Origin of the sequence: Candidatus Pelagibacter communis, assembly GCF_001179925.1 — a bacterium.
GTDB classification, from domain to species: domain Bacteria; phylum Pseudomonadota; class Alphaproteobacteria; order Pelagibacterales; family Pelagibacteraceae; genus Pelagibacter; species Pelagibacter ubique_E.
On sequence record NZ_CVSF01000068.1, the window covers coordinates 136,292 to 148,700 of the forward strand.

Annotated in this window: 10 protein-coding genes; 1 reads left to right on the forward strand and 9 read right to left on the reverse strand. The window is 32.5% G+C overall.

The genetic code is table 11. From position 1 onward, the window contains the following. Positions 1-2: 2 nt before the first annotated feature. The 9 genes from AMN70_RS05485 to AMN70_RS05525 all read right to left on the reverse strand — a co-directional run bounded on the left by AMN70_RS05485 (position 3) and on the right by AMN70_RS05525 (position 10,712). Entirely contained in the window at positions 3-2,876 is a 2,874-nt protein-coding gene (locus tag AMN70_RS05485) for a 2-oxoglutarate dehydrogenase E1 component (RefSeq protein WP_075502555.1), read from the reverse strand. A 35-nt stretch (positions 2,877-2,911) separates the two neighbouring features. Then, the gene (gene sucD, locus AMN70_RS05490) at positions 2,912-3,787 is read right to left on the reverse strand and encodes a succinate--CoA ligase subunit alpha (protein ID WP_075502556.1); all 876 of its coding nucleotides are present in this window, start codon (positions 3,785-3,787) and stop codon (positions 2,912-2,914) included. After that, positions 3,787-4,947, reverse strand: coding sequence for an ADP-forming succinate--CoA ligase subunit beta (gene sucC / locus AMN70_RS05495; RefSeq protein ID WP_075502557.1), 1,161 nt, complete (start codon positions 4,945-4,947; stop codon positions 3,787-3,789). The genes sucD and sucC overlap by 1 nt, the downstream gene beginning before the upstream one ends. Further along, on the reverse strand, positions 4,947-5,912 hold the full coding sequence (gene mdh, locus AMN70_RS05500) for a malate dehydrogenase (protein WP_075502558.1): 966 nt from the start codon (positions 5,910-5,912) through the stop codon (positions 4,947-4,949). The genes sucC and mdh overlap by 1 nt, the downstream gene beginning before the upstream one ends. Positions 5,913-5,972: 60 nt before the next feature. Continuing rightward, positions 5,973-6,416 carry a hypothetical protein gene (locus AMN70_RS05505; RefSeq protein ID WP_075502559.1) on the reverse strand — a complete coding sequence of 148 codons (444 nt, stop codon included), beginning with the start codon at positions 6,414-6,416 and terminating at the stop codon, positions 5,973-5,975. A 17-nt stretch (positions 6,417-6,433) separates the two neighbouring features. Next, a complete protein-coding gene (locus AMN70_RS05510) occupies positions 6,434-7,798 on the reverse strand; it encodes a TRAP transporter large permease (protein WP_075502560.1) in 1,365 nt (454 codons plus the stop codon). Further along, positions 7,795-8,364, reverse strand: a complete 570-nt coding sequence (locus AMN70_RS05515) for a TRAP transporter small permease subunit (protein ID WP_075502561.1) — start codon at positions 8,362-8,364, stop codon at positions 7,795-7,797. Before AMN70_RS05515 ends, AMN70_RS05510 begins: the two co-directional genes overlap by 4 nt. Before the next feature lie 81 nt (positions 8,365-8,445). Then, positions 8,446-9,510: a TRAP transporter substrate-binding protein gene (locus AMN70_RS05520; protein WP_075502562.1), complete on the reverse strand. Its 1,065-nt coding sequence runs from the start codon at positions 9,508-9,510 to the stop codon at positions 8,446-8,448. A 56-nt stretch (positions 9,511-9,566) separates the two neighbouring features. Then, complete coding sequence (locus AMN70_RS05525) at positions 9,567-10,712, reverse strand: iron-containing alcohol dehydrogenase (RefSeq protein WP_075502563.1); 1,146 nt, start codon at positions 10,710-10,712, stop codon at positions 9,567-9,569. A 183-nt stretch (positions 10,713-10,895) separates the two neighbouring features. Here AMN70_RS05525 and AMN70_RS05530 point away from each other — a divergent pair, with 183 nt between their 5' ends. Continuing rightward, positions 10,896-12,389 carry a CoA-acylating methylmalonate-semialdehyde dehydrogenase gene (locus tag AMN70_RS05530; protein WP_075502564.1) on the forward strand — a complete coding sequence of 498 codons (1,494 nt, stop codon included), beginning with the start codon at positions 10,896-10,898 and terminating at the stop codon, positions 12,387-12,389. The last annotated feature ends 20 nt before the right edge of the window (positions 12,390-12,409 follow it).

The window sequence follows — 12,409 nt, forward strand, 5'->3', positions numbered from 1 at the left end:
TTTTATTCAAACACTTTTTTTATAATTTCTTGTTGTTGAGAAATATGTCTTTTTGCATATCCGGTTGCTGGTGATGCATCTGGACTTCTTCCTATATAAGAAATCTTATTATTATTAGCCTTAATATTATCTAATGTCCATTGGATATAGTCTCTTACTGAAAACCAAGCTCCCATATTTTTTGGTTCCTCTTGACACCAATAAAATTTTGCATTTTTAGCATATGGTTTAAGTTCTTTTACAAGCGTTTTAGCAGGAAATGGATAAAGCTGTTCAATCCTATAAAATATAACATCATCCCTTTTCAACTTTTCTCTAGCCTCAAGTAGATCAAAATATATTTTTCCAGAACACAATATCACTTTTTTAATTTTCTCTGGTTTTTTTAATTTAATGAAACCTTTAATTTTAGGATCAATAGCATGATCCCATAAAATTCTATGAAATGAATTTTTCTTGCTAAAATCTTCTATATTAGAAACACAATTTTTGTTTCTTAATAATGATTTCGGTGTCATAATAATTAATGGTTTTCTAAAATCTCTATGCATCTGCCTTCTTAAAGCATGAAAATAATTAGCTGGTGTAGTGCAATTCATGACTTGCATATTGTCATTTGAACATAATTGTAAAAATCTCTCTAATCTTGCAGAAGAATGTTCAGGTCCTTGACCTTCGTATCCGTGAGGCAATAGCATCACTAACCCAGAGGCTCTAGACCATTTTCTCTCACCTGATGCAACAAATTGATCAATCACCACTTGAGCACCATTTGCAAAATCTCCAAATTGTGCTTCCCAAATAGTTAAGGTGTTAGGTTCAACTAAACTATAACCGTATTCAAATCCAAGAACTGCAAGTTCAGATAAAAAACTATCAACAACTTCAAAGTTTTTTTGTTTTTTTGAAATATTATTTAAAGGTATATACCTAGAATTATCCAATTGATTCCTTAATACTGAATGTCTTTGACTAAAGGTTCCTCTCCCAGAATCTTGTCCCACCAGTCTTACTGGATAGCCCTCATTCAATAATGATCCAAAAGCCAAAGATTCTGCTGAAGCCCAATCTATATCTTTCCCACTTAAAATTGCTTGTTTTCTACTATCTAAAACTTTTGCTATAGTTTTATGAATATTTACCTCCTTTGGAATATTATTTATCTTCTCTGAAATTTCCCTTAGTTCTTTAGTGTCTGATCCAGTGATTCCTCTTTTATCTTTACCTCTTTCAGGTTTGTACCTCGACCAAGTTCCTTCAAACCATTCTATTTTAGGTTTATAATCTTTTGCACTTTTAAATTGTTCGTCTAATAAATCTTTAAATTTTTTAATTGATAAATTTAAATAGTCATTTGTAATTGAATCCTCTTTAATAAGTTTGTTCCCATAAACCTTTACTGGAGATGGATGAGATCTAATTTTCTTATACATCAATGGTTGAGTAAAAGAAGGTTCATCTCCCTCGTTATGACCAAATCTTCTGTAACAAATTAAGTCAATCACTACATCTCTATTAAATTTTAATCTGAAATCTGTCGCTATTCTTGCAGCATAAACTGCTGCTTCAGGATCATCTCCGTTGACATGAATAATCGGAGCTTCAACCATCTTTGCAATATCTGAAGGATAAGGAGAAGATCTAGCAAATCTAGGGCTTGTCGTAAAACCTATTTGATTATTTATAATAATATGAATTGTTCCTCCAGTATTGTGGCCTGGAAGACCTGACATCGCAAAACACTCTGCTACAACACCTTGTCCAGCAAAAGCTGCATCTCCATGAATTAAAATAGGAATAACTTTTTTTCTTTTTTTGTCTAAATGAAAAAATTGTTTAGCTCTTGTTTGCCCTAAGACGACTGGATTAACCGCCTCAAGATGAGATGGATTATCAGTTAAACTCACATGCACTGAGTTTCCATCAAATTCTCTATTAGATGAAGCTCCTAAATGATATTTTACATCTCCAGTATCATCTTTAGATTTTGAGTTTATTTCTCCCGCAAATTCATTAAATATTCTTTTATAAGACTTTTGTAATACATTAGCCAAAACATTAAGTCTGCCTCTATGAGACATTCCTATTTTAACTTCTTTTATTTTTGATTGCCCACCGATTTTAATAATTTGTTCAAGAGCAGGGATTAAACTCTCACCTCCATCAAGACCGAATCTTTTAGTACCAACGTATTTTGTATGCAAAAATTTTTCAAAACCCTCGGCTTGAATTAATTTATTTAAAATTGCCTCTTTTCCATTTTGTGTAAATTTAAAATCATCAGTTTTTTCAACTCTATCTCTAAACCATTTTCTCTCATTTGGATTTGAAATGTGCATGTATTCATAACCTAATGATCCGCAATATTTTTCTCTTAAAAAGTTAAGTATTTCTGTAATGTTTGAATATTGTTTATTTGTTACCCCATCTAAAAAAATTTTTTTTTTGTAATCCTCTTTTTTAAAACCATACGACTCTGGATGTAGTTCATCTAAATAATCAGATTTTAATAATCCCAAAGGATCCAATTTAGCGATTAAATGACCTCTTTGCCTATATGACCTTATCATTGCAACTGCTTTAATTGAATTTGCATTAGATTTCGTTGTTTCTATTTCCCTTGGCTGATCAATTTCAACATTTGTCTCTGTAATTTTTTTTAATGCAACTTTTTTGTAGGGTCTCCACGACGGTCCATTAATTTCATTTAAAATAACGTCTTTTTCATCTCCTATTTTATTAAAGTATTTCTTCCAGCTTTCAGGTAATGAAGGGTCATTATTTACATATTTTAAGTACATCTCCTCTAAAAAAATACTATTTGACTTAGTTAAAAAAGATGTTTTTTCGTATTCGAGGTTCTTAGAAGAAGACATTATTTTATTCTAATATAGACTTACAAGAATTTTTTTCAATTAGACAATTTATTAAAAAGTGTCTCCCCAATTTTTGATGGTGAGTTTGCTACTGTAATCCCACATTCTTCCATCTTTTTAATTTTATCTTCTGCTCCACCTTTACCTCCTGAAATTATTGCTCCTGCATGGCCCATTCTTCTACCCGGAGGTGCTGTTATTCCAGCAATAAAACCTACTATTGGTTTTTTAATTTGATGATTTTTTATAAACTCAGCAGCTTCCTCCTCTGCAGTTCCACCAATCTCACCTATCATCAAAATTGATTGGGTTTCTTTATCATGTAAAAACAAATCCAAACAGTCTATAAAATTAGTTCCATTTATGGGGTCACCTCCAATTCCTATACAAGTAGATTGGCCTAATCCATTTTCAGTAGTCTGAGCAACAGCTTCATAGGTCAAAGTTCCAGATCGCGATACTATACCTACTGATCCTTTTTTATGAATGCTTCCTGGCATAATTCCAATTTTGCACTCATCTGGAGTTATAATGCCCGGACAATTCGGACCAATTAATCTGCTCTTTGATTTAGATAACTTTTGTCTCACTTTTAACATGTCTTGAATCGGTATTCCCTCTGTAATACAAATTATTAACTCTAGTTCAGTATCTATAGCTTCAATAATTGCAGCTGCAGCAAATTTAGCGGGTACATAAATCATAGTTGCATCTGCTCCAACTTTGTCTTTTGCTTCTTTTACTGAATTAAAAACTGGCTTCCCGAGGTGTTCTTGACCACCTTTATTTGGAGTAACTCCTCCAACAAGATTGGTTCCGTAATTTATAGCTTGTTCTGAATGAAAAGTTCCATGACTTCCTGTAAAGCCCTGACAAATCACTTTAGTATTTTTATTTACTAAAACTGACATTATTTAATTACCTCAACAATTTTTTTTGCTGCATCATCTAAATTTTCAGCCGAGATTAAATCTAGACCCGAATTATCTAAAATATTTTTTCCCTCTTTATAATTTGTTCCTGCAAGTCTAACTACTACAGGAACTTTAATTTTCATCTCTTTTGCTACATCAACAACGCCTTGAGCTAATACATCACATCTCATTATTCCGCCAAAAATGTTGATTAAAATACCCTTTACATTTTTATCTGATAAAATGATTTTAAATGCAGCTGAAACTTTTTCTTTTGAAGCTCCACCTCCTACATCTAAAAAATTTGCTGGCTCAGATCCATAAAGCTTAATTATATCCATTGTGGCCATCGCTAGTCCAGCACCATTGACCATACAACCAATACTTCCATCTAATTTAATGTAAGCCAAATCATGTTTACTAGCCTCAATTTCTGATGAATCTTCCTCATTTAAATCTCTAAGTTTCAAAATTTCTGGATGTCTGAATAAAGCATTGCTGTCAAAACTTACTTTAGCATCTAAACATACAATTTTTTTTTCTTTTGTTAATATTAATGGATTTACCTCTACCATGTTCGAGTCTGTATTTATAAACATCTTATAAATTGATTTTACTAATAGAATAGCTTCATTTTTAGAACTGCCCTCCAGATTAAATATTTCAACAATTTTTTGACATTCTTCATTCGAAATATCTTCTTTTAATTCAACTTTAGTTGTTGAAATTTTTTCCGGAAATTTATTTGCTACTTCTTCAATATCCATTCCTCCTTGATCACTCGAGATAAATGCAATTTTTGAGGATGCACGATCTACTAAACAAGATAAATAAAATTCTTTATCGATTTTTGATGAAACTTCTACATAGAGTCTTTTTACCTCTCTTCCCTCTGGCCCAGTTTGATGAGTAACTAGTTTTTTTCCTAAAAGTTCATTTGCTGATTTTTCAAGTTCACTCAAATTATCTAAAATTTTTACACCGCCCGCTTTTCCTCTTCCACCTGCATGGATTTGGGCTTTCAAAACATATTTTTCTGTTTTTAAAGATTTGCATTTCTCTAAAAGTTCCTTGACGGTAAATCCAAAAACTCCTTCTGGAACAACAGCGCCATATTTTTTTAAAATTTGCTTAGCTTGATGCTCGTGTATGTTCATTATTTAGCTAAATCTGGATCAATTTTAGATGCTGCTTCCCAGAGTTTCTTAACAGCATTGATAGAGTGGATGAATTCAGATTTTTCTTTTTCATCTAAACTTATCTCCTCAATTTTTTCAACACCATTTTTACCAATGATAACTGGAACTCCAGCATAAATATCTTTAATTCCATATTCACCATTTAAGTAAGCTGCGCAAGGTAGCATTTTTTTTTCATCTTTAAGATAAGCTTTAGCCATTTCGATACCTGAGGCTGCTGGTGCATAAAAGGCTGAACCTTTTTCTAAAAATTTAACAATTTCAGCTCCACCATCTCTAGTTCTTTGATTAATTTTTTCTAATCTTTCTTCTGAAATTTTTCCCTCTTTAACTAAATCTAACAAAGCTTTCCCGGAAACTTTTGTAAATCTTGGCAAGGGCACCATCGTGTCTCCATGCCCGCCCATAACCATAGCTTCTATTTCTTTCACAGGAACATTAAATTCTAATGATAAAAATAATTTGAATCTTGAGCTATCTAATATACCAGCCATTCCAACTATTTTATTTGATGGTAAGTTTGAAAATTTTTGTAAAGCCATCACCATTACGTCTAATGGATTTGTAATACATATAACAAAAGCATTAGGAGCATTTTGTTTAATTCCTTCTGCAACTTGTTTAATTATCTTTAAGTTGATACCTAGTAAGTCATCTCTGCTCATGCCAGGTTTTCTTGGTACTCCAGCTGTTATAATAATTACATCGGAACCATTTATATCTTTATAATCATCAGTTCCTAAAAAATTGACATTAAAACCATCTACCGAAGAAGATTGAGCTATATCTAAAGCTTTACCTTTCGCAAGACCACTTGCAACATCAAATAAAACGACCTCATCAACTAACTCTTTAATTCCAATTAAATGTGCAAGCGTTCCACCTATTTGACCTGCACCAATTAAAGAAATTTTTTTTTTCATGATAGAGCTTATCTTTTATTGATAACTTGTGATTATTCAATAAAAATTTAAATCTTTATTTTAATCGTCTTCAATTAACTTAGAACAGATAGCCATATCCTCAGATATGTAAGAGCCTTTAAAGTGTGATTTATTTTTTTCCCAATTTTTTTTACCGTCAGCTATGTAATTACTGAATAACTCTTTTCTGTTATTCTCAGCTTCTTCTTGGGCTTCTTCAAGCTTCTTATTTTCCTCTATAACCATTAATTCTACAGATTTAAATAGCAAATTATTTGAAATTTCTATAAAGTTTTTTGATGATATTGCATCAGATTTAAGAACTATTCCGGATGCGTAAGCATAAACTGAACTACACCTTTTAAGAAGATATATCTGTGTGGAGCCCTTTTCAATATCTTTTCCATCTAAATATTTTTTTAAAGAAATGTTTAAATCAGCTTTAGCAATACTAATTAAACACAATAAAAATAATATTGTAATGATCAATTTTATTTTATTCATGATGATATATTTCTATATTATGGGCCGTATGCTACTTTTGGCAACCATGTTACTATTTCTGGAAAATTAAATACTATAGCAACTGCTATCACTTGAAGAATTACAAATGGAATTATTCCTTTGTAAATGTTTGTTATTGAAATCCCTTGAGGGGCAACACCTTTCATGTAAAATAAAGCGAAACCAACAGGCGGAGTAATAAATGAAGTTTGCAAAACAACTGCAAACATAACTATAAACCATACTAAATCTACGCCCAGATCTACCATCACTGGTGCTAAAAAAGGTAGAATAATTAATGTAATTTCGATCCAATCTAAAAAGAATCCTAGCAGAAACGCAACGAACAAAACTACAATTACAACTCCACTAGTTCCAAAAGGTAGTGCCTTAAGAGCTCCTTCTATTAATTCGTCGCCTCCCAAACCCCTCAAAATTAAAGCAAACATAGTTGCTCCAACAAAAAGAGCAAAAATATAAGCTGTAGTATGTGTTGTTTTTCTAATTACAATTTTTAAATCTGAAAAAGACAATCTTCCTCTAATCATTGCCAATAAAGATGCCCCCAAAGCTCCCACTCCTGATGCCTCTGTAGGTGTAGCTATCCCCATAAATATACTTCCTAAAACTGCTACGATTAACAGTGCTGGTGGTATAATAGATTTAAGTACCCTTAAAACTATTTTAAAATCTACTGGTTCTGCATCTTTTGGTAGTGGGGCTGCTTTTGGATTCATGTATGCATAAACGACAATAAATATTGTATAAAGTAATCCAAGTAATAAACCTGGAAATACTGCACCCATAAACAAATCTCCAACTGATATTCGAACTTGATCTCCCATGATTACAAGCATAATGCTAGGAGGGATTAAAATTCCCAATGTTCCAGTGGCACAAACTACTCCACATGCTAAATTTGGATTGTACTTATTTTTTAACATTAATGGCACACCTAAAATTGTAAGCAATACTACTGCGGCACCAATAATTCCTGTGGAAGCAGCAAGTAAAACTCCAATGAATACGATTGAGATTGCTAGTCCACCTCTTGTTTTACCAAATAATTTAGACAGATCTGTCATTAAATCTTCAGCAATCCCAGACTTATCCATCATGATTCCCATAAAAATAAACATTGGTAATGCAACTAAAACCCAGTTAGCCATGACGCCATAAAGCCGGTAAACCACCATTGAAGCAAATCCAAAATCTACACCATAAAAAGTGTCAAATAAATTATCAGAGATCATTGATATAAATATAAAGAGAACTCCTAAGCCACCCATGGTCCAAGCTACTGGAAATCCATAAAATATTAATGTTATAAAACTAAAAAATAGGGCTATTGCTAAAAAATATTCTGTAACTAATGAGATCATTTTTTATCCTCTAATCCAAATCGAAGTGTGGTTATTATTCTTGTTATTCTTGATATTCCAGAAATTAATAACAAGAAGAAACTAATTACTAAAAAACCTTTTACAAACCATCTAGCAGGCAAACCATTAGCAGAGGTTGATCTTTCACTTGTAGTCCATGATAATTCAAAAAAAGGAACTGCATAGTAAAGAACAAGAATTACAAATGGTAAAAATAAAATTAATATACCAAATAGTTCAAACCATAACTTTTTTCTAAAACTCAATTTTTCACTTAAAACATCTACTCTAACATGGGAGTCTACAATATATGTTGAAGATAAACCAACTAACCAACCAATACAGTAAAGATGCCATTGAAGTTCTTCCAATTCAATCATTCCATTTTTAAAGACGTATCTTAAAACTACGTTCAAGATGATAACAATGACCAAGAATACCCATAGCCAATTAAAAATTTCACCAATCTGTAAAACAAAATCATCTATTTTTTTTGTGATAGATGTATGTCTAAGCGGCAGCTTTTTATCAAGAGAACTTCCTACAGATGTAAAATCTTTAGACATAATTTTTTTTACTTAAAAACAAAAGCAGCCGGTAAAACCGGCCGCTTTTATTATTATAATCAACTTTTTTAGTATTAAATACTAAAAGTTTCGAGGTAAATATCCCCATTTTTGCCAAACATCATACTCTTTCATGAATGCTTGTTGAGAAGCCCATACTTTAGCAAAGTCAGCGTCTTTAGCAGATTCTTCTTTCATTACTCTAGCGCTTACTTTTTGTAGTTCTCTCAATACACTATCAGGCAATCTAGCAGCTGTAACACCTTTACCAGGGAAGCTTTGAATTTGCTTACCTTGTAGATATTCACCAGTTGTAATTGCTCTCATAGCTGCTGCTGTACAAGCCATTTCAAATAAAGCTTGGTCTGCTGCACCCATTTTTTTCCATAAATCTAAGTTGATCATGAAATGAGTTGAAGTTGATACTTGGTGCCAACCTGGGAAAAGATTGAACTTCGTGATTTTATGAAAACCTAAAACCTCATCAATAGCAGGCATAGAATATTCAGTAGCATCTAGTGTTCCTTTTTCTAGAGCAGCAAATATTTCTCCACCAGCCATTAAAGTAGCAGAAGCTCCTATTTCATTTAAAACCATTCCTCCTAAACCAGAGAAACGAATTTTCAATCCTTTAAGATCTGCTAAGCTAGTTATAGGGTTTCTATACCAACCTGCAGTTTCAGGTCCAATTGTACTACACAATAAAACTTGAATATTTTGTTTATTGTATATTTCATTAGCTAGTTTAGCACCTTCTCCTTCAAACCACCAAGCTGCATATTCCCAAGGCTCCATACCAAAAGGTACTGCTGCAAATAAAACTGCCGCAGGTATTCTTCCTTGATCATATGCCATGTAGTTATAAGCTGCAGGCAAGTCACCTTTACTAATTGAAGGTGAGATTTCTAATGGCGGAAGTATTTTTCCAGGCTCATAAACCTTTAATTTTATTCTACCATCAGTCGCTTTATCTAATGTATCTGATAAACGAGCAACAGGATCTCCTAATGCAGGCCAACCAGTATTAAAAGTAGATTGTACTTTCCATCTTATTTTTTCTGCTGCAGTAACTTGTTGTAATGAAAAAGTAATCATTAAAGCAAATACAGCAAAAAAACTAACAGATGTTTTTATTAGTTTTTTCATTTTCCCCTCTCTTCTGTTTTGAGTTGTTTTAAATTAGAGAACATTCCCAACTCATTTTAAAATGCTCTCCATGCTTTTCCGTAAAGATCAACCATTTCATTTACAGAAGGCACTCTTGGATTAAGGCTAGGGGCACCTGAAATCTCAGCATCAGTTGCCATATTTTCTAACTCAGCCTCAAAATTTTTTTGATTGATTCCAAATAATTTCATGGATGGAACCTCAAAATCTTTATTAATTTTATAAAGTCCTTCAATCAACTTATTACATGCAGTTTCATCATTATCTTCTGGTAAAGCAAAATTTCCTGCTTTACTACAATCAGCATATTTGTTTCTTGCATGATCAATAGAAAATTCAGTTATAGTTGGTAATAACATTGCATTACTTAATCCATGAGGAACCTTAAAGTTACTACCTAAAGGTCTACTCATTCCATGAACTAAACATATTGAAGCATTTGAAAAAGCTAAACCACCTAAAGTAGCTGCTAGCATAAGTCCTTCTCTAGCTTTCATGTCCTTAGGATTTTTGTCTATTTTGTAAATATTTTCTGTAACAAGCCTTATTGTATCTAAGGCCATTCTATCTGAAAACAGTGTAGCTTTCTTACTAACATAAGCTTCTATGCCATGTGTTAATGTATCAATTGCACTATCTATTGTTAATCTTCTTGGCTTAGATAAAGTCAACTCATAATCAACAATTGAAACAATAGGTACAAAGCCTTCTCCTCTACATGAAATTTTTTCATGATTATTGCTTTTTGTGTCTATGATAACAGAATGATGTGTAACTTCTGATCCTGTTCCTGCAGTAGTGGGTATTGCTATAATCGGTAAACCTTTTTTATCGAAAGTTCTCGGGGGCTTATAATCTTGAATGTCACTACTATATTGCGATAAAACAGCAATTGCTTTTGCAGTATCTATTGGACTTCCACCACCAAAGCCTATAACTGCATCATTTTTGTTTTTCTTTAATAATTCAATTCCATTTAAAACAACAGTGTCTGTAGGATCAGGTATCGTCTCATCAAATACATTGGATTTGAAACCTTCTTTATCTAGCAATTCTTGAAGTTTTTTAACATAACCGAATTTTACCATTTGTTTATCTGTTACAATCAGCAAAGATTTTACAGATCCAATTATTCTAATTATTTCTGGTAGTTGATTTAGGCTGCCCTTGCCAATCTGCATATACCTTGGCACGCAAACTCGGACATTGTCTCTATTAACCAAGCATCCCCCAAATTTTATTATTACAATCTAACCGTACCTAAAAATAGGAGTCAACTTTAATTGATAATATTTTTCTCATTTAAGGAATACTATTTGCAATAGAAAAAAAGCTGCTATAAACTAAAAATACAAAAGAATACGATGAAAAAAATTAGTCATTTCATAGATGGAAAAATTTATAGTGATGACAAGTCCAGACTAGGTCCAATATTTAATCCAGCAATAGGAGAAGAAATAGCAAAAGTTGAGTTAGCCAGCAAAACAACAGTTGAAATGGCTATAGAAAATTCAGCAAAAGCTTTTCAAAAATGGTCCAAAACTACTCCGATAAATAGAGCAAGAATTCTAGCAAAATTTAAAGATTTATTAATAAAAAATATGGATGACCTAGCTGTTATGGTTTCAGAACAACATGGAAAAACTATTCCTGATGCAAAAGGCTCTATTCAAAGAGGCATCGAAGTTGTTGAATACGCAACAGGAATAACTGACTCACTTAAAGGTGATCATTCTGCAAATGTTGGAACAAATGTAGACTCTCATACATTAAGACAACCTTTAGGAGTTTGTGCAGGAATTACACCCTTTAATTTTCCAGCAATGGTTCCTATGTGGATGTTTCCCGTTGCAATCGCATGTGGAAATACTTTTGTTTTAAAGCCATCAGAAAAAGATCCAAGTTGTCCAATGAAATTAGCAGAATTAGCAATTCAAGCAGGTTTGCCTCCAGGAGTTTTAAATTGTGTGAATGGAGATAAAGAAGCTGTAGATACTTTATTAGAGAGCAAAACAGTGCAAGCAATTAGTTTTGTGGGATCCACCCCGATTGCAGAATATGTTTATCACACTGGCACAAAAAATAATAAAAGAGTTCAAGCATTAGGTGGAGCGAAAAATCATATGATTATAATGCCTGATGCTGATATTGACAAAACAACTGATGCACTTATTGGCTCTGCTTTTGGATCTGCAGGAGAGAGATGTATGGCTATTTCAGTGGCTGTATGTGTAGGAAAAAAAACTAATGAAAAAATAAAAACAAAACTTTTAAAAGAAGCATCAAAACTAAATGTTGGTCCTTATACTGATGAAAAAAGTGATTTTGGTCCTTTAAATAATCAGGCACATTTTAAAAAAGTATTAGGTTATATTGACACTGGAGAAAAAGAGGGAGCAAAATTATTAGCTGATGGCAGAAAATTTAAAAAACAAGGATATGAAAATGGTTATTTTGTAGGTCCAACTATTTTTAATGATGTAAAACCTGATATGAAAATTTATAAAGAAGAAATTTTTGGTCCTGTACTTAGCATGATGACTACAGAAACTTATGAAGATGCCTTAAAACTAGTAAATGATCATGAATTAGGGAATGGTGCTGCAGTCTTCACAAAAAGTGGAAATATCGCAAAACATTTTACTGAAAATGCAAAAATTGGAATGATTGGAGTTAATGTTCCTATACCTGTACCTGTGGCTTATCACAGCTTTGGTGGATGGAAAAGATCCTTATTCGGAGATCATTCGATGCATGGACCAGAGGGTGTTAGATTTTATACAAAATTAAAAACAGCTACTGTCACCTGGGTAGAAGATAATGCTGGGCCAGAATTCACTATTCCAGTTTTGTCTTAAATCTGTTTAAAGTTAAGTTG

Excerpts from the sequence above, each read along its gene's own strand:
- AMN70_RS05510 (WP_075502560.1), bottom strand. The coding sequence starts at position 7,798 with ATGATCTCATTAGTTACAGAATATTTTTTAGCAATAGCCCTATTTTTT.
- AMN70_RS05525 (WP_075502563.1), bottom strand. The coding sequence starts at position 10,712 with ATGCAGATTGGCAAGGGCAGCCTAAATCAACTACCAGAAATAATTAGA.
- sucC (WP_075502557.1), bottom strand. The coding sequence starts at position 4,947 with ATGAACATACACGAGCATCAAGCTAAGCAAATTTTAAAAAAATATGGC.
- mdh (WP_075502558.1), bottom strand. The coding sequence starts at position 5,912 with ATGAAAAAAAAAATTTCTTTAATTGGTGCAGGTCAAATAGGTGGAACG.
- AMN70_RS05520 (WP_075502562.1), bottom strand. The coding sequence starts at position 9,510 with ATGAAAAAACTAATAAAAACATCTGTTAGTTTTTTTGCTGTATTTGCT.
- AMN70_RS05515 (WP_075502561.1), bottom strand. The coding sequence starts at position 8,364 with ATGTCTAAAGATTTTACATCTGTAGGAAGTTCTCTTGATAAAAAGCTG.
- AMN70_RS05530 (WP_075502564.1), top strand. The coding sequence starts at position 10,896 with ATGAAAAAAATTAGTCATTTCATAGATGGAAAAATTTATAGTGATGAC.
- AMN70_RS05505 (WP_075502559.1), bottom strand. The coding sequence starts at position 6,416 with ATGAATAAAATAAAATTGATCATTACAATATTATTTTTATTGTGTTTA.
- sucD (WP_075502556.1), bottom strand. The coding sequence starts at position 3,787 with ATGTCAGTTTTAGTAAATAAAAATACTAAAGTGATTTGTCAGGGCTTT.
- AMN70_RS05485 (WP_075502555.1), bottom strand. The coding sequence starts at position 2,876 with ATGTCTTCTTCTAAGAACCTCGAATACGAAAAAACATCTTTTTTAACT.